Origin of the sequence: Thermotoga profunda AZM34c06, assembly GCF_000828675.1 — a bacterium.
Lineage (GTDB): Bacteria > Thermotogota > Thermotogae > Thermotogales > DSM-5069 > Pseudothermotoga_B > Pseudothermotoga_B profunda.
The window spans coordinates 1,653,552-1,676,646 of record NZ_AP014510.1 but is presented as its reverse complement, the minus strand read 5'-3'; the positions used below and the strand labels follow the sequence as shown (position 1 = coordinate 1,676,646).

At 40.8% G+C, this 23,095-nt stretch carries 38 protein-coding genes; all 38 read left to right on the top strand.

Annotated features, from left to right (window positions below):
- The first annotated feature begins 4 nt into the window (after positions 1-4).
- The 38 genes from TSP02S_RS11220 to rho all read left to right on the top strand — a co-directional run bounded on the left by TSP02S_RS11220 (position 5) and on the right by rho (position 23,094).
- A complete protein-coding gene (locus TSP02S_RS11220; protein ID WP_082025979.1) occupies positions 5-235 on the top strand; it encodes a LytR/AlgR family response regulator transcription factor in 231 nt (76 codons plus the stop codon).
- Between the two features lie 108 nt (positions 236-343).
- Positions 344-2,089, top strand: a complete 1,746-nt coding sequence (locus TSP02S_RS08190) for a carbon starvation CstA family protein (protein WP_041083334.1) — start codon at positions 344-346, stop codon at positions 2,087-2,089.
- A 247-nt stretch (positions 2,090-2,336) separates the two neighbouring features.
- Positions 2,337-2,711 (top strand): 30S ribosomal protein S12, encoded by a 375-nt coding sequence (gene rpsL, locus TSP02S_RS08185; RefSeq protein ID WP_041083332.1) that lies wholly within the window; start codon positions 2,337-2,339, stop codon positions 2,709-2,711.
- Between the two features lie 18 nt (positions 2,712-2,729).
- A complete protein-coding gene (gene rpsG / locus TSP02S_RS08180; RefSeq protein ID WP_041083331.1) occupies positions 2,730-3,197 on the top strand; it encodes a 30S ribosomal protein S7 in 468 nt (155 codons plus the stop codon).
- A gap of 11 nt (positions 3,198-3,208) precedes the next feature.
- On the top strand, positions 3,209-5,293 hold the full coding sequence (fusA, locus tag TSP02S_RS08175; protein ID WP_041084287.1) for an elongation factor G: 2,085 nt from the start codon (positions 3,209-3,211) through the stop codon (positions 5,291-5,293).
- A gap of 20 nt (positions 5,294-5,313) precedes the next feature.
- Positions 5,314-6,513, top strand: coding sequence for an elongation factor Tu (gene tuf / locus TSP02S_RS08170; RefSeq protein WP_041083330.1), 1,200 nt, complete (start codon positions 5,314-5,316; stop codon positions 6,511-6,513).
- 60 nt (positions 6,514-6,573) lie between these two features.
- Entirely contained in the window at positions 6,574-6,882 is a 309-nt protein-coding gene (gene rpsJ / locus TSP02S_RS08165) for a 30S ribosomal protein S10 (protein ID WP_041083329.1), read from the top strand.
- Positions 6,883-6,901: 19 nt separating this feature from the next.
- Positions 6,902-7,534, top strand: a complete 633-nt coding sequence (rplC, locus tag TSP02S_RS08160) for a 50S ribosomal protein L3 (RefSeq protein WP_041084285.1) — start codon at positions 6,902-6,904, stop codon at positions 7,532-7,534.
- Between the two features lie 20 nt (positions 7,535-7,554).
- Positions 7,555-8,235 (top strand): 50S ribosomal protein L4, encoded by a 681-nt coding sequence (gene rplD / locus TSP02S_RS08155; RefSeq protein WP_041083328.1) that lies wholly within the window; start codon positions 7,555-7,557, stop codon positions 8,233-8,235.
- Positions 8,232-8,534, top strand: coding sequence for a 50S ribosomal protein L23 (gene rplW, locus TSP02S_RS08150; protein WP_041083326.1), 303 nt, complete (start codon positions 8,232-8,234; stop codon positions 8,532-8,534). Before rplD ends, rplW begins: the two co-directional genes overlap by 4 nt.
- A gap of 15 nt (positions 8,535-8,549) precedes the next feature.
- Positions 8,550-9,377, top strand: coding sequence for a 50S ribosomal protein L2 (rplB, locus tag TSP02S_RS08145; protein ID WP_041083323.1), 828 nt, complete (start codon positions 8,550-8,552; stop codon positions 9,375-9,377).
- A 13-nt stretch (positions 9,378-9,390) separates the two neighbouring features.
- Complete coding sequence (gene rpsS, locus TSP02S_RS08140; protein WP_041083321.1) at positions 9,391-9,678, top strand: 30S ribosomal protein S19; 288 nt, start codon at positions 9,391-9,393, stop codon at positions 9,676-9,678.
- Positions 9,679-9,691: 13 nt separating this feature from the next.
- The gene (gene rplV / locus TSP02S_RS08135; protein ID WP_041083319.1) at positions 9,692-10,114 is read left to right on the top strand and encodes a 50S ribosomal protein L22; all 423 of its coding nucleotides are present in this window, start codon (positions 9,692-9,694) and stop codon (positions 10,112-10,114) included.
- Between the two features lie 12 nt (positions 10,115-10,126).
- Positions 10,127-10,756: a 30S ribosomal protein S3 gene (gene rpsC, locus TSP02S_RS08130; protein WP_041083317.1), complete on the top strand. Its 630-nt coding sequence runs from the start codon at positions 10,127-10,129 to the stop codon at positions 10,754-10,756.
- An 18-nt stretch (positions 10,757-10,774) separates the two neighbouring features.
- Positions 10,775-11,203 (top strand): 50S ribosomal protein L16, encoded by a 429-nt coding sequence (rplP, locus tag TSP02S_RS08125; RefSeq protein WP_041083316.1) that lies wholly within the window; start codon positions 10,775-10,777, stop codon positions 11,201-11,203.
- The gene (rpmC, locus tag TSP02S_RS08120; protein ID WP_041083314.1) at positions 11,200-11,400 is read left to right on the top strand and encodes a 50S ribosomal protein L29; all 201 of its coding nucleotides are present in this window, start codon (positions 11,200-11,202) and stop codon (positions 11,398-11,400) included. Before rplP ends, rpmC begins: the two co-directional genes overlap by 4 nt.
- A 5-nt stretch (positions 11,401-11,405) precedes the next feature.
- The gene (rpsQ, locus tag TSP02S_RS08115) at positions 11,406-11,693 is read left to right on the top strand and encodes a 30S ribosomal protein S17 (protein ID WP_041083312.1); all 288 of its coding nucleotides are present in this window, start codon (positions 11,406-11,408) and stop codon (positions 11,691-11,693) included.
- Positions 11,690-12,058: a 50S ribosomal protein L14 gene (gene rplN / locus TSP02S_RS08110; RefSeq protein WP_041083310.1), complete on the top strand. Its 369-nt coding sequence runs from the start codon at positions 11,690-11,692 to the stop codon at positions 12,056-12,058. The genes rpsQ and rplN overlap by 4 nt, the downstream gene beginning before the upstream one ends.
- A gap of 13 nt (positions 12,059-12,071) precedes the next feature.
- On the top strand, positions 12,072-12,389 hold the full coding sequence (gene rplX, locus TSP02S_RS08105; RefSeq protein ID WP_041083308.1) for a 50S ribosomal protein L24: 318 nt from the start codon (positions 12,072-12,074) through the stop codon (positions 12,387-12,389).
- A gap of 14 nt (positions 12,390-12,403) precedes the next feature.
- Positions 12,404-12,955, top strand: a complete 552-nt coding sequence (gene rplE, locus TSP02S_RS08100; RefSeq protein ID WP_041083306.1) for a 50S ribosomal protein L5 — start codon at positions 12,404-12,406, stop codon at positions 12,953-12,955.
- Positions 12,956-12,968: 13 nt separating this feature from the next.
- Positions 12,969-13,154 (top strand): type Z 30S ribosomal protein S14, encoded by a 186-nt coding sequence (locus tag TSP02S_RS08095; protein ID WP_041083304.1) that lies wholly within the window; start codon positions 12,969-12,971, stop codon positions 13,152-13,154.
- 13 nt (positions 13,155-13,167) lie between these two features.
- A complete protein-coding gene (rpsH, locus tag TSP02S_RS08090; RefSeq protein WP_041083302.1) occupies positions 13,168-13,572 on the top strand; it encodes a 30S ribosomal protein S8 in 405 nt (134 codons plus the stop codon).
- A gap of 13 nt (positions 13,573-13,585) precedes the next feature.
- Entirely contained in the window at positions 13,586-14,140 is a 555-nt protein-coding gene (gene rplF / locus TSP02S_RS08085) for a 50S ribosomal protein L6 (protein WP_041083300.1), read from the top strand.
- Between the two features lie 14 nt (positions 14,141-14,154).
- Positions 14,155-14,523 carry a 50S ribosomal protein L18 gene (gene rplR / locus TSP02S_RS08080; RefSeq protein ID WP_041083298.1) on the top strand — a complete coding sequence of 123 codons (369 nt, stop codon included), beginning with the start codon at positions 14,155-14,157 and terminating at the stop codon, positions 14,521-14,523.
- A 16-nt stretch (positions 14,524-14,539) separates the two neighbouring features.
- Positions 14,540-15,076: a 30S ribosomal protein S5 gene (gene rpsE / locus TSP02S_RS08075; protein ID WP_041083296.1), complete on the top strand. Its 537-nt coding sequence runs from the start codon at positions 14,540-14,542 to the stop codon at positions 15,074-15,076.
- A gap of 2 nt (positions 15,077-15,078) precedes the next feature.
- Positions 15,079-15,273, top strand: coding sequence for a 50S ribosomal protein L30 (rpmD, locus tag TSP02S_RS08070; RefSeq protein ID WP_041083295.1), 195 nt, complete (start codon positions 15,079-15,081; stop codon positions 15,271-15,273).
- Between the two features lie 3 nt (positions 15,274-15,276).
- Entirely contained in the window at positions 15,277-15,723 is a 447-nt protein-coding gene (gene rplO, locus TSP02S_RS08065; RefSeq protein WP_041083293.1) for a 50S ribosomal protein L15, read from the top strand.
- Between the two features lies 1 nt (position 15,724).
- A complete protein-coding gene (secY, locus tag TSP02S_RS08060; protein ID WP_041083292.1) occupies positions 15,725-17,014 on the top strand; it encodes a preprotein translocase subunit SecY in 1,290 nt (429 codons plus the stop codon).
- Positions 17,011-17,664, top strand: coding sequence for an adenylate kinase (locus TSP02S_RS08055; protein ID WP_041083290.1), 654 nt, complete (start codon positions 17,011-17,013; stop codon positions 17,662-17,664). The genes secY and TSP02S_RS08055 overlap by 4 nt, the downstream gene beginning before the upstream one ends.
- Positions 17,661-18,410 carry a type I methionyl aminopeptidase gene (map, locus tag TSP02S_RS08050; RefSeq protein ID WP_041083288.1) on the top strand — a complete coding sequence of 250 codons (750 nt, stop codon included), beginning with the start codon at positions 17,661-17,663 and terminating at the stop codon, positions 18,408-18,410. The genes TSP02S_RS08055 and map overlap by 4 nt, the downstream gene beginning before the upstream one ends.
- Positions 18,411-18,421: 11 nt before the next feature.
- Positions 18,422-18,676 carry a translation initiation factor IF-1 gene (gene infA / locus TSP02S_RS08045; RefSeq protein ID WP_041083286.1) on the top strand — a complete coding sequence of 85 codons (255 nt, stop codon included), beginning with the start codon at positions 18,422-18,424 and terminating at the stop codon, positions 18,674-18,676.
- 6 nt (positions 18,677-18,682) lie between these two features.
- Entirely contained in the window at positions 18,683-18,799 is a 117-nt protein-coding gene (gene rpmJ / locus TSP02S_RS10930) for a 50S ribosomal protein L36 (protein WP_082025976.1), read from the top strand.
- A gap of 18 nt (positions 18,800-18,817) precedes the next feature.
- Positions 18,818-19,204: a 30S ribosomal protein S13 gene (gene rpsM, locus TSP02S_RS08040; RefSeq protein WP_041083284.1), complete on the top strand. Its 387-nt coding sequence runs from the start codon at positions 18,818-18,820 to the stop codon at positions 19,202-19,204.
- A 17-nt stretch (positions 19,205-19,221) separates the two neighbouring features.
- Positions 19,222-19,608 carry a 30S ribosomal protein S11 gene (rpsK, locus tag TSP02S_RS08035; protein ID WP_041083283.1) on the top strand — a complete coding sequence of 129 codons (387 nt, stop codon included), beginning with the start codon at positions 19,222-19,224 and terminating at the stop codon, positions 19,606-19,608.
- A gap of 13 nt (positions 19,609-19,621) precedes the next feature.
- Entirely contained in the window at positions 19,622-20,251 is a 630-nt protein-coding gene (gene rpsD, locus TSP02S_RS08030; protein WP_041083281.1) for a 30S ribosomal protein S4, read from the top strand.
- Positions 20,252-20,256: 5 nt separating this feature from the next.
- Positions 20,257-21,255, top strand: coding sequence for a DNA-directed RNA polymerase subunit alpha (locus tag TSP02S_RS08025; RefSeq protein WP_041083279.1), 999 nt, complete (start codon positions 20,257-20,259; stop codon positions 21,253-21,255).
- 4 nt (positions 21,256-21,259) lie between these two features.
- A complete protein-coding gene (gene rplQ / locus TSP02S_RS08020; protein ID WP_041083277.1) occupies positions 21,260-21,637 on the top strand; it encodes a 50S ribosomal protein L17 in 378 nt (125 codons plus the stop codon).
- A gap of 191 nt (positions 21,638-21,828) precedes the next feature.
- Positions 21,829-23,094, top strand: coding sequence for a transcription termination factor Rho (rho, locus tag TSP02S_RS08015; protein WP_041084283.1), 1,266 nt, complete (start codon positions 21,829-21,831; stop codon positions 23,092-23,094).
- Position 23,095: the final 1 nt, after the last annotated feature.

Here is a 23,095-nt window from a genome sequence, read left to right as displayed (position 1 = left end):
ATGTATCGCTAATACAACTGATGGGGAATACGAAATTTACCACTGGGGTATCAGTGAACTCGAAAAGAGATTACCAAAGAACTTTCTTAGAGTTCACAAATCGTATATATGTAATTTGGAGCGAGTTAAGAAAGTAATTCGAGTTCCCAGCATGCAAGTAGAACTTGAGAACTCGAGTTTAATACCTGTTTCAAGACAGTATCAAAAACTTGTCAAGTCTTCTCTATTCGTTTGAAGTACATTTTTCTACTTCTTATTCCTCAAAAACTACCTTTTGATCTTCACCGTAATTTTTAGTAAGACACAATAAAATATGAATCTAAATAACAAGGGGTGGTGAAGTGTGAATTCGCTCGTTTTGGCATTGGTTGCCTTTTTTGGCTACATTGTGGCATACAACACATATGGCAAATGGCTCTCGAGAAAACTTTTTGGTTTGAGAGAGGATAATCCAGTTCCATCTAAAAAATTCAAAGATGGAGTTGATTATGTACCAACCAAAAGGCATATCTTGCTTGGGCATCACTTTACAACTATCGCCGGTACAGGGCCAATAGTTGGTCCGGCAATAGGAGTTGTTTGGGGTTGGTTACCTGCTTTTCTTTGGGTTTTCTTGGGTCCCATCTTTGCCGGAGGGGTGCATGACTTCGCATCATTGGTGATTTCATCAAGACACGGTGGTAAAACTATTGGAGAAATGACAAGGGGTATAGTGTCCAATCGTGTTGGAGTAATATTCTTGATTCTAATTCAATTCTTGCTCTGGCTTGTTTTGGCAGTTTTTGCGATGATAATGGGTATTTTGTTTGATATGTATCCTCAAAGTGTCTTGTCTATATGGATGGAAATACCAATAGCAATCTGGATAGGTTACATGGTTTACAAAAAGGGTAAGAAAGACACTGTTTATTCCATAATAGGCTTGATTTTGCTGTATGTTTTTGCGGTAATAGGAATTTACCTTCCTTTGAGAATACCCAAGATTGGTGGTATTTCACCTGTTGTGAGTTGGATAATAATCCTATTGATTTATTCTTACTTTGCATCCGTTCTTCCCGTACAGACACTTTTACAACCGCGAGATTACATAAATTCGCATGAACTCTTGGTTTTGATGGGAGCCCTATTCTTGGGTACACTTGTTGCAAGGCCCGAAATCGTCGCACCTGCTTATCAAAGAGTATCCGGTGCACCAAGCATGTGGCCACTTCTGTTTGTCACGATTGCTTGTGGTGCAATCAGTGGTTTTCACAGTTTAGCATCTTCTGGAACTACAGTCAAACAACTCGATAAAGAAACAGATGCGCAGTTCGTAGGATATGGTGGGATGTTACTTGAAGGATCGCTTTCAACTCTTGTAATCGTTGCAGTGACGGCAGGAATAGGTATGTTTGGAGCCGGAAGTGCTGGCTATCTAAAATATTATTCAACATGGTCTACTACTGCTGGTGCAGGTCTTGCCGCCCAACTCAAGGCAATAGTTGAAGGAGCTTCAAATCTAATGAAAGCAATAGGTATTCCGAAGGATCTGGGTGCGACACTGATGGCAATTTTCGTAGTTTCTTTTGCTGGAACGACTCTCGATTCTGCAACGAGGATTCAGCGTTTTGGAATGGAAGAATTGTTCAAGGGGGCAGATGGTAAACCAATTGGACCATTTAAAAACAGATATTTCACCACATTTGTTGTAGTTGCTGCCGCATTTGCGTTGTGCATGGTATCACCAGATGGTCGAGGTGCTATGAAGTTATGGCCAGTTTTTGGAGCTTTAAATCAACTTTTGGCTGGACTTGCACTGATGATAGCAACTGTCTACCTTGCAAAGAAAAGAAAGCCTGTGTGGCCAACATTATTCCCAATGATTTTCATGCTCACAATGACTATCTGGGCAACGATTTTGAATGTGAAAAACTATTACAATGCAAAGAATTGGCTCTTGGTTTTCATTGCTCTTGTTACATTAATCATAGCGATATGGATGATAATCGAAGCTTTCATTTCGACGATCAATGCTTACAGAAAAAAACAAGTTTACCAGGAGGAATTTTCCAAAAGCACAACCGCGGCTGAGCATATTCATGTAGATTGATTTGTTGTTCGTCATTTTTTCTTAGGCAGGTCTTGAGCCTGCCTTTTATTTTGAAAATATCTCTGGTGTGGAATGTAAGTGATTTATTTTAAAAACCGAAATGATAATTTCAATTCATTGTTGCGAGAATAGTTGAAATTGTGTAGTATAATGAATCTTGCTGAGTTTTAAATCTAATTACAAGTTGACAAAATATCGTTTATGTAATACAATCGGCATTTGGTATGATGCTGAAGGGAGGATACAGATGCCGACTATAAATCAATTGATTAGACTTGGAAGAGGACAGAAAATTGAAAAATCTAAAGCACCTGCTTTGGAAGGGAATCCACAGAAGCGTGGTGTGTGCATTCGTGTTACAACCATGACACCAAAAAAACCAAACTCTGCCTTGAGAAAAATTGCAAGGGTAAGGTTGTCAAATGGTACTGAAGTCACGGCATACATACCAGGTATAGGGCACAATTTACAGGAACATTCTGTTGTGCTTGTCAGAGGTGGAAGAGTCAAAGATCTGCCAGGTATAAGGTATAAGATTATACGCGGTACCCTTGACACCGCTGGAGTGGAAAACAGAAAACAATCTCGCAGCAAATATGGTGCAAAAAGATCCAAGAAGTAGTTTTAGGAGGATGGTTGTATGAGAAGAAGAAGAGCAGAAGTAAGAGAAGTATCTCCTGATCCAGTATATCAAGATGTATTAGTGGCAAAACTAATAAACAGAATCATGTGGGATGGTAAAAAGTCAGTGGCACAACAGGTTGTCTACGATGCTCTTGAGTATGTGAGAGAGAAATCTGGTAAAGATCCGTTAGAGGTTTTCCAAAAAGCTGTGGATAATGTTAGGCCAGTTCTGGAGGTCAGACCAAGACGTGTGGGAGGAGCTACATACCAAGTACCCGTTGAAGTTCAAGAGCCAAGAAAAACATCACTCGCTCTCAGATGGATTGTAACAGCAGCACGCTCTAAGAAAGGAAAACCCATGTACATAAAACTTGGTGAAGAAATCCTTGCCTCCTATCAAGGTACTGGTGCATCAGTTAAGAAAAGAGAAGATGTTCACAAAATGGCGGAGGCGAACAGGGCATTTGCCCATCTACGGTGGTGAAAGGAAATATCATGATAGAGATCGAAGCGCTTTATGTCCCGCTTGATAGGTTGCGCAATATTGGAATAATGGCTCATATAGATGCCGGTAAGACAACAACGACTGAACGTATATTGTATTATACCGGTCGTAAACACGTGCTTGGAAGTGTCGATGAAGGAACAGCAACAATGGATTGGATGGAGCAGGAAAAGGAACGCGGCATAACTATAACGGCAGCAGCAACAACGTGTTTTTGGAAGGACCATCGCATTAATATAATTGATACGCCCGGCCATGTGGATTTTACGATAGAGGTTGAGAGGGCCTTAAGGGTGCTCGATGGTGCGGTAGCGGTCTTTGACGCAACGGCTGGCGTTGAACCACAGACGGAAACCGTTTGGAGACAAGCACAAAAATATGGTGTACCAAGAATAGCTTTTATGAACAAAATGGATAAAACAGGTGCAGACTTTTTCATGGCAATGAAGACTATGGTGGATAGGCTTCATGCAAGACCAGTTGCTGTACAGATTCCTATTGGTGTGGAGAAAGATTTTGTCGGTGTAATAGATTTGGTGGAAATGAAGGCGATAAAATGGGTCACGGAAGATGGTAGTGAGTTTTTGAAAAGTGATATTCCAGAAGATTTACTTGACCTGGCTGAAGAAATGCGAGAAGAAATGATATCAATGCTTGCCGAAGAAGATGAAGAACTCATGGAACTTTATTTGGAAGAAAAAGAAATACCTGTAGAGAAGATCAAAAGTGCTCTTAGAAAGGCTACTATAACCAATAAATTAGTCCCTGTTCTCTGTGGTGCAGCGGCAAGAAACAAAGGAGTACAACCTTTGCTTGATGCTATCATCGATTATCTACCTTCACCCTTAGACATACCACCTGTTAAGGGGCTAACATTAGACGAAGAACAAGTGGAAATTGTTCCTTCATCTGAAGGTAATTTTGCAGCTCTTGCATTTAAGATACAAACAGATCCTTATGTTGGCAAACTCACTTATGTCAGAGTTTACTCAGGTAAATTGGAAAAAGGAACATATATCTACAATTCCACCAAGCAGGTACGTGAACGTGTGGCTCGTCTTATGTTCATGCACGCAGATAAACGTGAAGATGTAGATTATGCAAGAGCAGGTGATATAGTAGCATTGATAGGTTTGAGAAGTACAACCACGGGTGATACGCTTTGTTCGCAAGAAAATCCGATTTTGCTTGAAAAGATAGATTTTCCTGACCCAGTCATTTCTATTGCCATAGAACCAGTTACGCATGACGACGAAGAAAGAATGGTAAAGGCTGTCAATGCTTTATCTGAGGAAGACCCGACTTTGAAAGTGAATGTTGATAAAGAAACTGGTCAAGTTGTGTTATCAGGTATGGGAGAACTTCATCTTGAAATTATTACAGACCGTCTCAAAAGAGAATTTGGTGTGAATGTTAGGATAGGTAGGCCACAGGTTGCATATAGAGAAACCATAAGACAGTCGGGTGAAGCCGAAGGTAAATATATTAGACAAACTGGTGGAAGAGGTCAATATGGTCATGTTATAATGAGATTCGAGCCATTGCCTTTGGATGGCGAAAAGCATTTTGAGTTTGTAAACAAGACAGTTGGAGGTGTAATACCCAAGGAATATATTCCTGCAATAGAAGAAGGTATAAAAGAATCTATGGAAATGGGTGTTTTAGCAGGATATCCTATGATCGGTGTAAGAGCGATACTGCTTGATGGTTCGTATCATGAAGTTGATTCATCTGAGATAGCTTTCAAAATAGCAGCAAGTCTTGCGTTTAAAAATGCGATCAAAGTTTGTCAACCTATCTTATTAGAACCAGTTATGAAACTCGAGGTCATTACACCCGAAGAGTATCTTGGAGGAATAATTGCCGACTTGAATGCGCGTAGAGCGCAGGTTGAGTCACTTGAGAGTCGGGCAAATCTTAGAGTAATAAGGGCATTTGTGCCACTTTCTGAGCTTTTTGGTTATGCAACAACACTCAGATCTCTTAGTCAGGGTAGAGCAAATCATATAGCGCAATTTTCTCATTATAAAGAAGTGCCAGACAGAGTCATCGAAAAGGTTTTGAAGGCCGTTTAAGTGCGAAGGAGGGAGATTGAATGGCTAAGGAAAAGTTTGTGAGAACTAAGCCACACGTCAACGTTGGTACTATTGGACACATAGACCATGGTAAGACCACGCTGACAGCGGCAATAACAAAGTATCTCTCATTCAAAAATCTTGCTTCTTATGTTCCATACGATCAAATCGACAAAGCTCCTGAAGAAAAAGCAAGAGGTATCACCATTAACATCACGCACGTGGAATATCAAACCGAAAAGAGACACTACGCTCACATTGACTGTCCAGGTCACGCAGACTACATAAAGAACATGATTACCGGTGCGGCTCAGATGGACGGAGCAATTCTTGTTGTTGCGGCAACAGATGGACCAATGCCACAGACACGTGAACACGTTTTGCTCGCAAGACAAGTCAACGTTCCTGCGATGGTTGTCTTTTTGAACAAAGTTGATGCAGTTGACGATAAGGAACTCGTTGATCTTGTTGAAATGGAAGTCAGAGATCTTTTGACTAAATATGAATTCCCTGGAGATGAAGTTCCAGTCATAAGAGGTTCTGCTTTGCTTGCTATGGAAGCAAAGGACCCGAATGATCCAGCCTATAAATCCATTCAAGAATTACTCGATGCGCTTGATAATTATATACCAGAACCAGCTCGTGAAGTTGACAAGCCATTCCTCATGGCCGTTGAGGACATTTTCTCAATCACTGGAAGAGGAACTGTTGCAACGGGAAGAATTGAGCGCGGAAGAATCAGACCAGGCGATGAAGTTGAGATCGTAGGACAGAGCTACGAGATCAAGAAGACAGTTGTTACGAGCGTTGAGATGTTCAGAAAAGAACTGGATGAAGGTATAGCTGGTGACAACGTTGGTTGTCTTTTGAGAGGTATTGATAAAGATGAAATAGAACGCGGTCAGGTTCTCGCGGCTCCAGGTTCTATTACACCTCATACCACATTCAAGGCCAACGTTTATGTTCTAAAGAAAGAAGAAGGTGGAAGGCATACACCATTCATGAAGGGTTATCGACCACAATTCTTCATTCGAACCGCTGACGTCACTGGTGAGATTATTGAGCTCGGTAACAACGCAGAAATGGTTATGCCGGGAGACAATGCCATACTCACAATAAAACTCATATACCCGATCGCAATTGAAAAAGGTATGCGCTTTGCTATAAGAGAAGGTGGAAAGACAGTCGGAGCAGGTGTGGTAGCTGAAATCGTAGAATAACGTTAATCGGGGAGCATGGCTCCCCTTCCGTTTTTTGCTAAGAAGGAGGGAACGAAATTTATGCCTGGACAGAAAATCAGAATAAAACTTAAAGCTTATGACCACGAAGTTTTGGACGAATCGGCTAAGAAGATAGTTGAGGTCGCAAAATCTACGAATGCGAAAATCTCAGGCCCGATACCGCTGCCAACGGAGAGATCTTTGTATGTGGTGCTGAGATCACCTCATAAGCACAAAGACTCCAGAGAACAGTTTGAAAAAAGAGTTCACAAAAGATTGATTGATATAATTGAACCATCTCCGAAAACAATCGACGCCTTGATGAAGATAAACCTCCCAGCAGGGGTCGACGTGGAGATCAAACTCTAATCGTCGGAGGTGTATTATGATGAAGATGTTACTTGGAAAAAAGATAGGGATGACCCGATTATTTAAAGAAGACGTGGTCGTACCTGTCACGGTTATTCAGGCTGGTCCATGTTATGTGACTCAAAAAAAGACACCACAAGTTGATGGCTATTGTGCCGTTCAACTTGGTTTTGACGGTGCTAAAAAGTTGAATAAACCATTAGAAGGACACTTTAAAAAAGCGCAAGTTAAGCCTCTCAGGTTTTTAAGAGAAATGAGAATTGAAGATGAAAAAGAATTGGCAGCGTATGAAATTGGCCAACAGATAAAAGTGGACCAATTTCAAATTGGTGAAAAAGTAGATGTAATAGGTTGGACAAAAGGTAGAGGATTCTCTGGTGCAATGAAGCGTTGGGGATTCTCTGGTGGCCCACGTGCACACGGTGCAAAGTTCCATAGGGAACTTGGTTCTTTGGGTCAGCATACAGAACCTGCAAAGATCTTCAAAGGTAAAAAAATGCCAGGAAGATATGGTAATGAGCGTGTTACTATACACAACCTTGAAGTCATTAAACTCGATGTGGAGAATAATTTGATAGTACTCAAAGGTTCAGTCCCAGGAGCAAGGGGGAGCCTGGTACTCATTAGGAGCCCCAGGAAAACCCGAAAATGAACCACAAGGAGGAATAAAGGATGGCTCTTGTAGATCTTTACAATATGAAGGGTCAGAAAATCGGAACGCAGGAATTAAAAGATGATGTTTTCAACATTGAACCTAACCTCGATGTCATGTGGAGATATGTTGATTATCAACTTTCATTGAGAAGGTCGGGTACTGCTTCAACTAAGACTCGAGCAGAAGTAAGTGGCGGTGGGAGAAAACCCTGGCCGCAGAAGCATACAGGACGTGCAAGACACGGCTCGATAAGATCGCCCATCTGGAGGCATGGTGGCGTTGCACATGGTCCACAACCTAAGAGCTGGGCAAAACGCTTACCAAAAAAAATGCGAAAACTCGCACTCAGGTCGGCTTTATCGCAGAGATTCAGAGAAGGGAATTTGATGGTACTGGATGATATAAAATTCGACGAACCCAAAGCAAAAAACATGAGACAACTCATTGAAAATCTACAGCTTAAAGACAAAAAGGTGTTGTTCGTACTGCCTTGGAAGAAACCTGAATATGAGTATGTACGATTATCTTGCCGCAATATACCAGGTTTGAAGGCGATTATTGCTGACAATCCAGGAGCAACACGTGAAGATGAGAATGTTGTAAGAATAGATGGATTGAATGTCTATGACATAATTGATCACGAAAAAATAATTTTGACTCGAGACACCGTTGCGAAAATTGAGGAGGTGCTGGGATGAACCAGCAAAAACTCACAATTTATGATGTATTGACAAGACCGCTCTTAACAGAAAAAACAACACTTGCGAAAGAAAATAGAAAATATGCCTTCGAGGTCAATCCTTTAGCAAACAGAACTCTTGTTAAGAATGCAGTTGAGGCATTATTCAAGGTAAAAGTTGAAAAAGTCAACATATCTGTTGTCAAACCCAAACCCAAGAGAAGAGGTAGGTTTGAGGGTACGACAAGAGGCTGGAAGAAAGCCGTTGTTACTTTAAAGGAAGGTTACACGATCAAGGAACTCGAAGGCCAGCAGTGAAAGAGGTGAAAGATCATGGGCTTGAAGAAGCATAAACCGACATCACCAGCTATTCGTTTTATGTTGACGCCTGATTTTTCTGAGATAACAAAAAAAGAGCCAGAAAAATCGCTGCTCGCGCCTCTGAAAAAAACCGGTGGTCGAAACCACTATGGAAGGACTACTGTCAGATTTAGAGGTGGCGGACACAAGAGAAGATACCGACTTATAGATTTTAAACGTGATAAGATCGGGATACCCGCTAAAGTCATGTCGATTGAATACGATCCCAACAGATCGGCAAGGATTGCATTGCTTTTCTATGCCGATGGAGAAAAGCGATACATTCTGGCACCTAATGGTTTGAAGGTTGGAGACATTTTAATGAATGGACCTGATGCTGAAATAAGAGTTGGTAATTCATTGCCACTTGAAAACATACCACTCGGTACAATGATTCACAATATCGAAGTAAGACCTGGTTCCGGTGGTAAAATAGCAAGATCAGCAGGTGTCTCCTGTCAATTAATGGCAAAAGAAGGAAATTATGCACTTTTAAAGATGCCTTCCGGTGAATTGAGGAAAATACACATAAAATGCTATGCAACAATTGGTATCGTTGGCAATGAGGATCACAAAAATGAAATTTCAGGTAAAGCTGGTAGAACGCGCTGGCTTGGTAGAAGACCTCATGTTCGTGCAATGGTGATGAACCCAGTTGATCATCCAATGGGTGGTGGTGAAGGAAGAGGAAAGGGACAACATCCTGTCACACCTTGGGGAATGCCAACCAAGGGATACAAAACAAGACGTGGTCGAAGACCTTCCGACAGATTCATTGTAAGAAGACGCAACCAGGGATGAGGAGGTGTGATGAATGGCACGTTCTCAAAAGAAAGGACCTTATGTTGACATCAAGCTTCTAAAAAAGATCAGAATGCTCAACGAAAGTGGCGAGAAAAAAATTATAAAAACTTGGAGCAGATCTTCAACAATCGTACCTGAGATGGTTGGACACACAATAGCAGTTCACAATGGTTTGAAACATGTACCAGTTTATATAACTGAGAACATGGTGGGGCATAGACTTGGTGAATTTGCACCAACCAGGAGGTTTGGTGGCCATGCAGAAAAAAAGGCTGCTACCAAAGGTCAGGTGAAATGAGGAGGGAACAGTGATGAGCACAGAGAACAGTACAAGAAGGCCTAAGAGATCTGTCCAATATAGACAAAACAATGGAGAAAATAAATCTTCTAATGAAATAAGAGCTGTTGGTCGCTATCTGAGATCATCACCAAGAAAAGTAAGGGCAGTGATAAATGCGATTCGTGGTAAAGATGTTTCCGAAGCCTTCCAGGTACTTGAAATGTCTCCGACAAAAGCGGCGAGACTTGTAGAGAAAGTCTTGAAGTCTGCGGTAGCCAACGCAGAGAATAATGCTAAACTCAGTAGTGATATGTTATATGTCTCTCATTGCGTTGTCGATGATGGACCAAGATTGAAAAGAGTATGGCCACGTGGTCGAGGAAGAGCTGATATAATTCAAAGACGTATGTGCCATATTACTGTGGCAGTAAAAACTAAGGAAACGAAAGCTTAGAGAGGTGATACGGTGGGTCAGAAAGTACATCCCAGAGGGTTTAGACTTGGTGTTAGTGCTAATTGGCAAGCAAAATGGTTCAACGAGAAAAATTATGGCTCATGGTTGAAGGAAGACGAGCAAATTAGAAAGGCGGTCAAAGCAGTTTACAACCAGGCTGGTATCAGTGAGATTTTCATAGAAAGACCCGATAATGAAAGTGTTACGGTCACAATTAAGACTGCAAGACCAGGAGTGATAATAGGTAAGAAAGGTGCAGAGATAGGTAAACTAAGAGAAGATCTCGAGAAGACCTTAAACAGGCGTGTTATTGTCAATGTAGAAGAAATTAAGACGCCCGAGACTGATGCACAATTAGTGGCAGAAAACATTGCAAGTAGAATAGAAAAGAGAGCTTCTTATAAAAGAGCTATGAAACGCGCTTTGTCTGATGCCTTTAGAAAAGGTGCCGTTGGCATGAAGGTAATGGTATCTGGTAGGCTTGCAGGTGCCGAAATAGCAAGACGCGAATGGTATTTGAGTGGTAGATTACCACTTCAAACAGTTAAAGCCGTTGTAGATTATGGTACAGCTACCGCTATGACAAAGTACGGAACAATAGGTATCAAGGTGTGGATATACAAAGGAGATGCCCAGATTTAGTACAAGGAGGTTTTTGAAATGTTGATGCCAAAGAGGGTTAAATACAGAAAACAGCAACGTGGACGAATGCGAGGAGAAGCAAAAGGTGGTACAACAGTCACCTTTGGTGATTGGGGTTTAAAAGCACTTGCTCCAGCGTGGATTACATCGCAACAGATAGAAGCTTGTCGTATTGCCATAATGAGGGTTATGAAAAAGAGTGGAAAGCTTTGGATAAGAGTTTTTCCAGATAAACCTTACACCAAAAAACCAGCAGAAACAAGACAAGGTAAAGGAAAAGGTAACGTTGAAGGGTGGGTTAGTGTTGTAAAACCCGGAAAGATATTGTTCGAAATAGCTGGCGTGGAAGAAAATGTTGCCAAAGAAGCCTTGATGTATGCTGCAAGTAAGCTCCCGATAGCAACCAAGATAGTCTCACGTTCTCACATCGGAGGTGAGGCTGTATGAAAGCGGCCGAGATCCGAAATTACACCGATGATGAACTCAAAAGATTATTAGAAGAAAAGAAGAAACAATTGATGGACTTGAGATTTCAACATGCTATGGGACAGCTTAGAAACACTGCACAGATCAAAGAAGTGAGGCGCGATATAGCAAGAATTAGAACAATCCTTCGCGAAAGAGAACTCGGAGTAAGGAGGTAAAAACTATGGCAAAGAAACGACTCACGGGCATTGTCGTTAGTGACAAGATGGATAAAACAGTTGTGGTCAAAGTAACCAGGAAATTTGAGCATCCTAAATATAAAAAGCATGTTGAAAAGTCTAAGAAATACCATGCACATGATGAACATAAAGAATGCAAAATAGGCGATTTGGTTGTTATTGAAGAAACAAGGCCACTCAGTAAGACAAAAAGCTGGCGAGTTGTCGAAGTGTTGAAAAAACAAGTGATAGTTGAGGAAATACCAGATGCCGAGGAGAGTGAAAAGATATGATCCAGGTGGAAAGTTATCTTGATGTTGCTGACAACTCTGGGGCTAAAAAATTAAGGGTTATAAGGGTAATGGGTGGTTTTCACAAAAAGTATGGGACCATTGGAGATGTGGTTGTCTGCTCAGTTAGAGATGTGGTACCAAACACTGCAGTTAAAAAAGGTGAAGTGGTCAAGGCAGTGATAGTCAGAACCAGAAAACCTGTTAAAAGACCAGATGGTACTTACATCAGATTTGATGACAATGCAGCTGTCTTGATTGACAAATTCAATGAGCCACGTGGAACGCGTGTCTTTGGCCCGGTGGCAAGAGAGATACGTGAAAAAGGTTATATGAAGATAATCTCGCTTGCTCCTGAGGTGCTTTGAGAGGTGAGTTGATATGAGGATAAGGAAAGACGATCTTGTACAGGTGATATCTGGTAAAGATAAAGGAAAAAGAGGAAAGATTCTCAAGGTAATCCCAAGAGAAAACAAGGTAGTCGTTCAGGGAATCAACATGGTAAAAAGACATCAAAGACCTATTCCACAGCTCAGAGAAGGTGGAATAATAGAGCGTGAAGCACCTGTCTACGCCTCAAAGGTAATGCTTGTGTGTCCCAATTGTGACAAACCAGTTCGTGTTGGAGCAAAATTTCTCGAAGATGGGACAAAAGTTAGAATTTGCAAGAAGTGCGGTGAGGTTATAGATAAAGCGTGAGGAGGAATCAGAAAATGGGTACTCAGTACATCCCACTGAAAGAGAAATATGAAAAAGAAATAGTACCAAAAATGATCAAAGAGTTCAATTACAAAAACATACATCAAGTTCCAAAGATCGAGAAAATAGTTATTAATATGGGGATCGGTGAAGGATCCAGAAATGCCGAGCTCTTGAACAGACACATGAAAGAATTAGCGGCAATAACCGGTCAAAAACCCGTTATTACGAAAGCTAAGAAGAGTATTTCAAATTTTAAAGTGAGGAAAGGCATGAATGTTGGACTGAAGGTGACGTTACGTGGTTTGAGAATGTGGAATTTTTTGTACAAACTTGGAAATATTGTACTGCCAAAGGTGAGAGACTTCAGAGGTCTCAATCCAAACTCTTTTGATGGACATGGTAATTATAGCTTTGGTTTGACAGAACAATTTGTTTTCCCAGAAATTACACCAGACCAATCACCAAGAACACAAGGTATGGACATCATAATTGTCACAACGGCAAAGACTGATCCCGAAGCCCTTAGATTGCTCGAGCTTTTGGGACTGCCTTTTAAACGTTGAGAGGAGGTATTCGATGCCACGAAAGGGAATCATAGAGAGGTGGAAAAGACCAAAAAAATTCAAAGTTCGTGAATACACAAGATGCTCAATGTGTGGGAGACCCAAGGCAGTTTATCGTGAATTTGGTCTATGCAGAGTTTGCTTTAGAAAGATGGTTCTCGAGGGCAAACTCCCTGGTGTAAAAAAAGCAAGCTGGTAAGGGAGGGAGAATGATGTGGAGTGACCCGATAGCTGATATGCTCACGAGAATAAGGAATGCAAATGTTGTCTTCAAAGAATATGTGGATGTTCCTGCTTCTAATATGAAGAAGGCAATATGTGAGATTTTGAAAAGAGAAGGATTTATTCAAGACTACAAATACATAGAAGATGGAAAACAAGGAATTCTCAGAATACACATGAAATACAAAGGGCAAAGAAGAAACAAAGAAAGAGTCATCAAGGGAATTGTCAGAGTTTCAAAACCTGGTAGACGTTTATATGTGGCAAAAGATGAAATTCCAAAAGTGAAGAATGGCATTGGAGTAGCTATTCTCACGACTTCAAAAGGTGTTATTAGCGATAAAGAAGCACGAAACCTTGGAGTCGGAGGAGAGATTATCGCCTACATTTGGTAAGGAGGTGAAGGATGTGTCAAAGCTGGGAAAGAAACCAATATTAATACCCAAAGGTGTGCAAGTTCAGATAGAAAATAATACTATAACTGTTAAAGGTCCTAAAGGTACCTTGTCACGGAGTTTTCCAGAATTTGTGAAAATAAACCTCGAGGATAACAAAATACATGTGGAACAAAATGAGACGACTATTGTTCGTAAATCTCAAAGAAAGATCCTTAAGACTTATCAAGGGACTTACTGGTCGTTGATACGAAATATGGTTCAAGGAGTGACAAGTGGTTTTGAAAAACAACTTGAGATACTTGGAGTAGGGTACAGAGCGCAAATGCAAGGAAACAAGTTATCGCTTCAGGTTGGGTATACCCATCCTGTAGTTCTTGAGCCACCTGTGAATGTGACGGTTGAGACCCCTGCACCGAATATCATAGTTGTAAAAGGTATTGACAAGCAGGCGGTTGGACAGTTTGCTGCGCAAATAAGATCATGGCGAGAAGTTAACGTTTACAGTGGCAAAGGAATCAAATATAAGGACGAATTGATAAGGCATAAAGAAGGTAAGAAAAAATAAAGGGGGCATATAGTGTGATTAAGAAACAGGATAGAAGACTACAGAGAATCAGGAGGCATTTGAGAATAAGAAAAAAGGTTTTCGGTACTGCTGAAAGGCCAAGATTGTCAGTTTTTAGAAGTGAAAAGCATATTTACGTGCAATTGATTGACGATATGAAAGGCCATACAATTCTCTCAGCATCTACACTTGATCCAGAATTGAGGCAAAAAATAACTAAAACATATAACAAAGAGGCAGCAAGAGAAGTTGGGAAATTGATTGCCCAACGAGCGTTGGCAAAGGGTATAGATCAAGTGGTCTTCGACCGTGGAGGTTTCAAGTACCACGGGAGAATTAAGGAACTCGCCGATGCTGCAAGAGAAGTCGGACTGAAGTTCTAAGGAGGTGTGCAAGAGAATGGATGAAATACTCGAAGAAGAATTGATAAAGAAAGAATCAGAAGAGTTTGAAGAACGTATTGTTGAAATAAAACGTACAGCAAAAGTGACAAAAGGTGGAAAAACTTTGAGTTTCAGAGTCCTTGCCGTTGTTGGAAATAGGAAAGGCAAAGTCGGTGTAGGTTTGGGTAAGGCAAGAGAGGTACCTGACGCCATAAGAAAGGCGATAAGTGCTGCTCGATCGGCTATTATAGACGTTCCTTTGTATAAAAACACCATACCTCATGAAGTTGTTGGAAAACAGGATGCTTCTAAGGTACTTCTTAAACCTGCTGCTCCTGGAACTGGAATTATTGCGGGTAGCACTGTTAGAGCTGTCGTTGAACTTGCTGGTATACAAAATATCTTAACGAAATCGCTTGGTTCATCTACGGCGGTCAATTTAGCCCTTGCCACTTTGAATGGCCTTAAGACTCTGGTTTCACCAGATAAAGCTGCTAAGCTTCGAGATATAACGATAAGTCAAGTTCTTCACGGAACGAGGAAGGAGGTCTGAGGATGTCAAAGATCGTGATTGAGTTAGTCAGAAGTCCTGTTGGATACAAATATGATCAGAAGCAAACCGTAAAGGCTCTTGGTTTGAAAAAATTACATGATAGAGTTGTCAAACAAGACAATCCTCAGATCAGAGGCATGATCAATAAGATTAGACATCTTGTAAAGGTTGAAGAGCTCCGAAAAGAGGAGGAATGAACGATGTTAGAGCTACATGATCTAAAACCTACCCCAGGTTCGGTCAAAGAACGAAAGAGAATTGGGCGTGGAATTGGTTCTGGTCTTGGTAAAACAGGTGGAAGAGGTCACAAAGGTCAGAAGTCACGTGGTTCTGGAAAGGTTCATTTGTGGTTAGAAGGTGGACAAACTCCATTACACAGAAGGTTGCCAAAAGTTGGTTTCAAAAGTTTCACACACAAAGATTATGCTGTAGTTAATATAAGGTCTCTTGAAGAGAAATTCGAAGCGAATGAAGAGGTTACACCTGAGACTCTTATCAAAAAAGGTTTGGTAAAAGACCTCAGAGATGGTATTAAGATACTCGGCAGTGGTGAACTGACGAAACCCTTGATAGTCAGAGCGCACGCATTTAGTAAAACCGCCAAGAAGTCAATAGAGATGGTTGGTGGTAAGACAGAGGTGATATAGCGTGTGGAAAGCATTGCAAAATGCCTTCAAGATACCAGAATTGCGGGATAGGATTTTTTTCACGATTGCCACCTTGATTGTCTTTAGGCTGGGTGTTTATATTCCTATACCTGGAATAAACATCCAGGCATGGGGTGAGGCTTTCAAGAGATTCGGTGAAGGTGCGGCAGGAGGCATATTGAGTTTTTACGATGTTTTCACAGGAGGAGCTCTGGAGAATTTTTCGATTTTTGCTATGAGTGTGACTCCTTATATAAATGCTTCGATCGTTTTGCAATTACTTTCTTCTGTCATCCCGAAACTTCGCGATATTTTGCGTGAGGGTGAAGAGGGAAGAAAGAAATTTGCTCAATACACAAGAAATTTGACGATAGTGCTCGGTGCTTTCCAGTCGTTCATAGTTTCTTTTAGTTTGGTTAGACAAAATCCCGACATTGTTGCCTATGGGTTGAACCCACTTTCTTTTGTGATAGTTTCAACAATTTCCATGTTGGCTGGTACAATGTTCCTACTTTGGCTTGGTGATAGAATCACTGAACGAGGTATAGGAAATGGTATATCGATATTGATTTTTGCCGGTATTGTTGCCAGGTATCCAGATTATTTTGCCAGGATCCTCTTGGGAAGGTTGAATATTTTTGGTTGGATCTTTCTCATAGTCGTTGCTTTGGTTACCGTTGCTGGTGTGATATATGTACAACAAGCGGAAAGACGTATAACGATTCAGTATGCAACGCGAGTAACGGGGAGAAGAGTTTATGGTGGTGCCTCAACATATATACCTGTGAAAGTGAATCAAGGAGGAGTTATACCTATAATCTTTGCAAGTGCCATACTGATGATTCCCGCTGCGGTTGCTCAAATGGCTGGTTGGGATCTTCTCAGGCGTCTTTTAGGACCTGGTAGTGCTTTATATATAATTCTGTACGGTGTAATGGTTTTCTTCTTTACATATTTTTACAGCGTTGTTGTTTTTGATCCACACGACGTCTCGGAAAATGTGAGAAAATATGGTGGATTCATACCTGGTATAAGACCTGGAAAACCAACAGAAGATTACATTCAAAAAATAGTCAACAGGGTTACTTTCATGGGAGCGATTTTCTTGGTTGCTATCGCGCTCTTACCACATCTTGTGCAAGGAGTTACAAAAGTGGATATAGTTGTGGGAGGGACATCGACATTGATCGCTGTTGGTGTTGCTCTTGATGTTTTACAACAAATGGAAGCGCATTTGATTATGAGACATTATGAAGGTTTTATCAAAAAAGGAAGGATAAAGGGAAGATGAGGATAGTCTTGCTTGGAGCACCGGGTGCAGGAAAAGGAACACTTGCTAAGGATTTGATGAGTCATTTTCGAATTCCTCATATATCTACAGGAGATATGTTTAGAGAAGCTGTGGCTGCTGGCACGGAGTTAGGACGTAAAGTTCAGGGTATCTTAGAGTCTGGATCACTTGTACCAGATGAAATTGTCAACCAAGTGGTTGAACAAAGATTGAGCAAGAGTGATTGTCAGAATGGTTTTATATTCGACGGTTATCCAAGAACGGTTCCACAAGCCATTGCATTGGATGAAATCCTACTGAAGATGTCAGCAAAATTGGACGCGGTGATTTATTTGGAGATAAGTGAACAGACAGTTGTCAAAAGACTCACAAGTAGAAGAGTGTGTCCAAAATGTGGAAGAATTTACAACATGATTTCAATGCGTCCTAAGAATGATGAATTGTGTGATGATTGTGGAGTAAAACTTATAATCAGAGACGATGATAAAGAAGAAGTTGTCAGAAAACGTTATCGTTTGTATCATGAGATGACAGAACCATTGGTGAGTTACTACCAAGATAGAAATATTCTAATCCGAGTAAATTCTGAGATCGACCATCAAGACTTGGCAAGTCAGGTAATTAAAGTTTTAGAAAAGGTGATATCTTGATCAGAATTAAATCTGAAAGTGAACTTGAGCGGATGTCTAAAGCATGTTATGCCGTTGGAATTGTGCTTAAAGAGATCAAAGATGTCATAGTCGAGGGAGCAACCGCTCATGATATCGAGGATTTTACCTTAAAAAGATTTAAAGAACTGAATGTGAAACCTGCTTTCAAAGGCTACAGAGGCTATAAATACGCAACTTGTGTCTCTGTGAATGAAGAAGTTTTGCATGGTGCACCTTTGAAAAGTAAGGTTTTCAAAAAGGGAGATATAGTTTCTGTTGACTTGGGTGCCATATATGAAGGACTCTACGGAGATGGAGCAGTGACATATTATGTATCAGATATCGATGAAGTTGGTAAAAAATTGATGGAAGTTGGACGTGAGGCTTTGAATAGAGCTATATCGGTTGCAAAAAATGGTGCAAGAATCGGTGATATTTCCTATACCATACAGAGCTTTGTCGAAGCGAATGGGTTCAATGTTATTCGAGATTATGTGGGACATGGTATAGGAAGACAGTTACATGAAGAACCCGAGATACCAAATTATGGAAAACCTGGTACTGGAGTAAGAATAACATCTGGCATGACTTTGGCAGTAGAGGTTATGATCTGCGAAGGTGATTGGCAGGTATCTACGCTCGATGATGGATGGACTGTAGTAATGGTTGATGGAAAAAGAAGCGTTCACTACGAACACACTATTTTAGTTACAGATACTCAAGCAAAGGTTTTGACGCAGTTTTAAGAGGTGATGAAATGCCCAAAGAAGATGTTATCAAGATGGAGGGAACGATTACAGAAGCGAGGAGAAATGCAACTTTTGTTGTGGAACTCGATAACGGGCATAAAATCCTAGCACAGATTTCTGGAAGAATGAGAAAGAATTTCATAAGACTTTTTCCAGGGGACAGAGTGGTTGTTGAACTTTCCATATATGATCTCTCCAAGGGACGTATAGTATATAGGAAAAAGTTAGACAAAAAAGGAGAAGAAGATGTCGAAAGGAGTTGATAAGATATGAAAGTGAGATCTTCTGTGAAAAAGAGATGTGAGCATTGTCAGATCGTTCGACGAAGAGGTCGTGTTTTGATCATATGCAAAGCAAACCCAAAGCACAACCAGAAGCAGGGCTGAAAGCAAGGAGGGAATTAAATGGCGCGTGTAATGGGTGTCGAGTTACCCGGAAATAAAAAGTGCTTTGTTGCCTTGACTTATTTGTATGGTGTCGGTAAGACAAGAGCTTTTGAGATCTTAAAGAACACAGGTGTCGATCCCGACAAAAGAGTGAAAGATCTTACAGATGAAGAAGTGAGTAAGATAACTAAATTTATACAAGACCACTACAAAGTCGAAGGGGAATTAAAAGCAGAGGTTAATAGAAATATCAAAAGATTAATCGACATTGGCTGTTATAGGGGATGGAGACATAAACTTGGATTACCTGTACGAGGTCAACGAACGCGCTCCAACGCGAGAACAAGAAAAGGTCCAAGACCAAGCAGAATAAAGACCAAAAAGAAAAAAGAGCAAACTGTTTGATATGAGGAGGAATGATTATGGCAAGAAGAGCTGAAGGAAAGAAAAAGAGAAAAATTCTAACAGATAGAGGAATTGTTCACATAAAATCTACATTTAACAACACTATTGTTACGCTCTCAGATGCTGATGGTTCTGCAATCATCTGGGCAAGTAGTGGTACGGTAGGTTTCGAAGGCACACGGAAAGGTACACCTTATGCAGCGCAACTTGCGGCTGATAAAGTTGCTAAGGAAGCTCTAAGACTCGGCATAAAACGTGTAGATGTCTTGGTGAAAGGGCCTGGACCCGGACGCGAAGCAGCTATAAGAACACTTCAGGCAGCAGGTCTTGAAGTGGATAGTATCAAAGATGTGACACCAATACCCTTCAATGGTTGCAGGCCAAAAAAGAAACGCCGAGTTTAAAGGAGGGAATTAGATGGCAAGATACACTGGACCAGATTGTAGATTATGCCGTAGAGAAGGTATGAAACTCTATCTGAAAGGTGAAAGGTGTTTCACCGACCATTGTCCCTTCGACAGAAGGTCTTATGCTCCTGGGGACCATGGACGTCAGCGTGGAAAGCTTTCACAATACGGGACTCAGTTACGTGCAAAACAAGTGATGAAAAGAATATATGGTATTGTTGAACGACAATTCGAGCGATATTTTGAAAAAGCTTTGAGAATGTCGGGAGACACACGAGAAAACCTTGTTAGGCTTGTTGAATCTCGTGTAGATAATATAGTTTATAGAATGGGATTTGCCATAAACAGAAAGCAGGCAAGACAATTGGTAACCCATGGACATTTCTTGGTCAATGGTATGAAAATCGATGTGCCGTCCTACAGATTGAAACCAGGCGACATAGTAGAGGTCGGCGAGAAAAGTAGATCCATGAACGTCATTAAACAAGCAATAGAGACATCCAAAGATAGGACAAAAGTGCCATGGATTGAGGTCGATGCAGATTCCTACAAGGGAACATTTGTGAGATTTCCAAATCTTGAGGAGGTAACAGATCTGCCAGTAGATGTTCAAGCGATAGTTGAGTTCTATTCGAGGTGATCTGTGTGATTGAGTATGTAGTTCCTAAGAAATTGAGAATTGAAGAGGAACGGGCAGAGGCAGAATATTACTACGCAAGATATGTCCTTTCGCCAATGGAGAAAGGTTACGGTACGACGATTGGAAATGCGTTGCGACGCATCTTGCTCTCGTCGATCCCTTCTGTTGCCATTGTTGGAGTGAAATTTATAAAACCGGAGAAATACCACGAATTCGATACACTTCCCGGCGTGAAAGAAGACATTTTGGAGATCATTTTGAACCTCAAAAGAGTTCAGCTAAGAGCAGAGGTGCCGGTGAGGGAAAAGGTAAAAATGATCGTTGAGAAAAAAGGACCTGGCTCTTTAACAGCTGCTGATATAAAAGTGCCAGCTGGCTTTGAGGTAGCAAACCCCTCATTAAAAATAGCTACACTCAGTGAGGAGGCAGACCTTCTATTCGAATTATATGTTCAAGCAGGTAAGGGATTTGTCCCAGCAAATGAATTAGATGAACATCCTGAAATTGGTTGGATACCGATCGACGGTGTTTTTTCACCTGTGATGAAGGTCAATTTCAAAGTTGAGAGTGCAAGAGTTGAGAAGAGAACTGATTATGACAAGATGATTCTTGAAATCTGGACAAAGAAAACGATCTTTCCCAATGAAGCGTTGAAAAGAGCGGTTGAGATACTGACAAACCATCTACAAATCATATCTGAAAGTTTACCAGAGGGTATGGTACCCCTAACGACAGAGTTTGTTTCTGTGTCACAGGAAGAAATGAAACCCGAACAGGAGATAAGCGAAGAAGAGGCAATATATTCAAGAAAAATAGACGAGTTGGAATTAACTATAAGATCACTTAATTGTTTGAGAAGAGATAAGATTGAGACAATAGGCGATCTCATGAAGAGAACAGAAGAAGATCTCTTAAAAATCAAAAATTTTGGTCCCAAGTCTCTGGACGAGGTCAAACAAAAACTCATGGAGAAGTTTGGTCTCACGCTCAAAAAGGGAGGCTGATTTTATGAGACACAGAATGCTAAGAAATCACATAGGCACTTATGGCAGTCATACACGTTCTTTGTTGAAAAACCAAATGAGAGAACTTGTTGAACACAAAAGCATTGTAACCACTGTGACTAAAGCCAAGGTTGTTCAAAAGGCTTTTGAAAAACTCATGACCAAAGCTGTAAAAGCTGCAAAAGCCGAGAAAACGGAAAGTATTTCTTTGAGGAGACAGATAAATTATTATCTCAGTGATAGAAGACTTACAAACAAACTCGTGGATGAAATTGCCAAATCAATCGATAAAACAAGCGGTTTTACCAGGTTAGTTCGTATTGGTAGAAGACGCGGTGATGCTTCTGAAATGGTTCTACTACAAATAATTGAGAAGCAATGAAGAGGATCCCCCCATTGAAGGGGGTTTCCTTTTTTCTCTTGACTAAATGATTTTTATCTGGTAAATTTTATTTGTAACCTCTTTTTAGATGCCAACCTTATTCAGTGCCCTTATTTTTGTTGTATCGAGTGTTATATCCAATTTGGAGGTGTTTTTCCTTGGTTAACAACGAGCAAGAAAAAAGCGAGCATATCACTGTAAAAATTGATGATTTGGAGCGTATGACGATCAAGGAATTGTACGATCTGGCTAAAAAATACGACATACCAAGATACACAAGCCTGAGAAAGCGTGATCTTATCTTTTCCATACTTGAAGCTCAAGCAAAATCCCACGGTTTGTTCTTCGGTACGGGTGTTTTGGAGATCCTTCCCGATGGTTATGGATTTCTCAGAAGTGGGGAAAATTTACTACCAAGTGCAAACGACATCTACATATCACAATCTCAGATAAGAAAGTTCAACTTAAATACTGGCGACATAATATCAGGCATTATCAGACCACCGAAGGAAAGCGAGAAATTCTTTGCCATGATAAAAATTGAAGCTGTGAATTTCAGACCACCTGAAGCAACAAGTGAAAGGGTGAATTTCGAAAACTTAACTCCCGATTACCCAAGAGAGCGTTTTGTACTTGAGACTGCCAGAGATATTCTTTCTACAAGATTAATCGATATCTTTGCACCAACCGGTAAAGGTCAGCGTGGCATGATAGTTGCTCCACCAAAGGCTGGTAAGACCACCTTGCTAAAAGAGATAGCCAACGGTATAGCTACTAATCATCCTGAGACACACAGAATAGTACTCCTGATAGATGAACGACCAGAAGAGGTTACAGATATACGCGAATCGGTGAATGCACAGGTCATAGCAGCACCATTCGATATGGCACCTGACAAACAGATAAAGGTTGCAGAATTGACACTCGAAATGGCAAAGAGATTGGTCGAGTATGGTCATGATGTTGTTATATTGCTCGACAGTTTGACCAGACTTGCGAGGGTTTACAATATACAAGTACCACCAAGTGGGAAGTTGTTAAGCGGCGGTGTTGACCCAGCAGCTCTTTATAGACCCAAGCATTTCTTTGGAGCAGCGCGCAGTACCAGAGAAGGTGGAAGTTTAACAATCATTGCAACGGCTTTGATTGAAACCGGTTCTAAGATGGACGAAGTGATCTTTGAAGAATTCAAAGGTACTGGCAATATGGAATTGGTTCTCTCAAGACAACTTGCCAATAAGAGAGTATTTCCGGCTATTAATCTTCAACTATCTGGAACTCGTAAAGAGGAATTGTTACTTAGCGAAGATGTTTTGAAAAAGGTTTGGATATTGAGACGAGTGTTGAGTGGTATGACTGAAGAAGAAGGTTTGACTTTTATTTTAAGAAAACTTCAAGAAACAGAATCGAATGAAGATTTTCTTGCCTTGATTGATCAGCAAAAGGTAAAATATTAGA

Bases quoted from the DNA above. Each gene is read 5' to 3' on its own strand.
- rpsL (WP_041083332.1), top strand. From the start codon at position 2,337: ATGCCGACTATAAATCAATTGATTAGACTTGGAAGAGGACAGAAAATT.
- rpsG (WP_041083331.1), top strand. From the start codon at position 2,730: ATGAGAAGAAGAAGAGCAGAAGTAAGAGAAGTATCTCCTGATCCAGTA.
- fusA (WP_041084287.1), top strand. From the start codon at position 3,209: ATGATAGAGATCGAAGCGCTTTATGTCCCGCTTGATAGGTTGCGCAAT.
- tuf (WP_041083330.1), top strand. From the start codon at position 5,314: ATGGCTAAGGAAAAGTTTGTGAGAACTAAGCCACACGTCAACGTTGGT.
- rpsJ (WP_041083329.1), top strand. From the start codon at position 6,574: ATGCCTGGACAGAAAATCAGAATAAAACTTAAAGCTTATGACCACGAA.
- rplC (WP_041084285.1), top strand. From the start codon at position 6,902: ATGAAGATGTTACTTGGAAAAAAGATAGGGATGACCCGATTATTTAAA.
- rplD (WP_041083328.1), top strand. From the start codon at position 7,555: ATGGCTCTTGTAGATCTTTACAATATGAAGGGTCAGAAAATCGGAACG.
- rplW (WP_041083326.1), top strand. From the start codon at position 8,232: ATGAACCAGCAAAAACTCACAATTTATGATGTATTGACAAGACCGCTC.
- rplB (WP_041083323.1), top strand. From the start codon at position 8,550: ATGGGCTTGAAGAAGCATAAACCGACATCACCAGCTATTCGTTTTATG.
- rpsS (WP_041083321.1), top strand. From the start codon at position 9,391: ATGGCACGTTCTCAAAAGAAAGGACCTTATGTTGACATCAAGCTTCTA.
- rplV (WP_041083319.1), top strand. From the start codon at position 9,692: ATGAGCACAGAGAACAGTACAAGAAGGCCTAAGAGATCTGTCCAATAT.
- rplP (WP_041083316.1), top strand. From the start codon at position 10,775: ATGTTGATGCCAAAGAGGGTTAAATACAGAAAACAGCAACGTGGACGA.
- rpmC (WP_041083314.1), top strand. From the start codon at position 11,200: ATGAAAGCGGCCGAGATCCGAAATTACACCGATGATGAACTCAAAAGA.
- rpsQ (WP_041083312.1), top strand. From the start codon at position 11,406: ATGGCAAAGAAACGACTCACGGGCATTGTCGTTAGTGACAAGATGGAT.
- rplN (WP_041083310.1), top strand. From the start codon at position 11,690: ATGATCCAGGTGGAAAGTTATCTTGATGTTGCTGACAACTCTGGGGCT.
- rplX (WP_041083308.1), top strand. From the start codon at position 12,072: ATGAGGATAAGGAAAGACGATCTTGTACAGGTGATATCTGGTAAAGAT.
- rplE (WP_041083306.1), top strand. From the start codon at position 12,404: ATGGGTACTCAGTACATCCCACTGAAAGAGAAATATGAAAAAGAAATA.
- TSP02S_RS08095 (WP_041083304.1), top strand. From the start codon at position 12,969: ATGCCACGAAAGGGAATCATAGAGAGGTGGAAAAGACCAAAAAAATTC.
- rpsH (WP_041083302.1), top strand. From the start codon at position 13,168: ATGTGGAGTGACCCGATAGCTGATATGCTCACGAGAATAAGGAATGCA.
- rpsE (WP_041083296.1), top strand. From the start codon at position 14,540: ATGGATGAAATACTCGAAGAAGAATTGATAAAGAAAGAATCAGAAGAG.
- rpmD (WP_041083295.1), top strand. From the start codon at position 15,079: ATGTCAAAGATCGTGATTGAGTTAGTCAGAAGTCCTGTTGGATACAAA.
- rplO (WP_041083293.1), top strand. From the start codon at position 15,277: ATGTTAGAGCTACATGATCTAAAACCTACCCCAGGTTCGGTCAAAGAA.
- TSP02S_RS08055 (WP_041083290.1), top strand. From the start codon at position 17,011: ATGAGGATAGTCTTGCTTGGAGCACCGGGTGCAGGAAAAGGAACACTT.
- infA (WP_041083286.1), top strand. From the start codon at position 18,422: ATGCCCAAAGAAGATGTTATCAAGATGGAGGGAACGATTACAGAAGCG.
- rpmJ (WP_082025976.1), top strand. From the start codon at position 18,683: ATGAAAGTGAGATCTTCTGTGAAAAAGAGATGTGAGCATTGTCAGATC.
- rpsM (WP_041083284.1), top strand. From the start codon at position 18,818: ATGGCGCGTGTAATGGGTGTCGAGTTACCCGGAAATAAAAAGTGCTTT.
- rpsK (WP_041083283.1), top strand. From the start codon at position 19,222: ATGGCAAGAAGAGCTGAAGGAAAGAAAAAGAGAAAAATTCTAACAGAT.
- rpsD (WP_041083281.1), top strand. From the start codon at position 19,622: ATGGCAAGATACACTGGACCAGATTGTAGATTATGCCGTAGAGAAGGT.
- rplQ (WP_041083277.1), top strand. From the start codon at position 21,260: ATGAGACACAGAATGCTAAGAAATCACATAGGCACTTATGGCAGTCAT.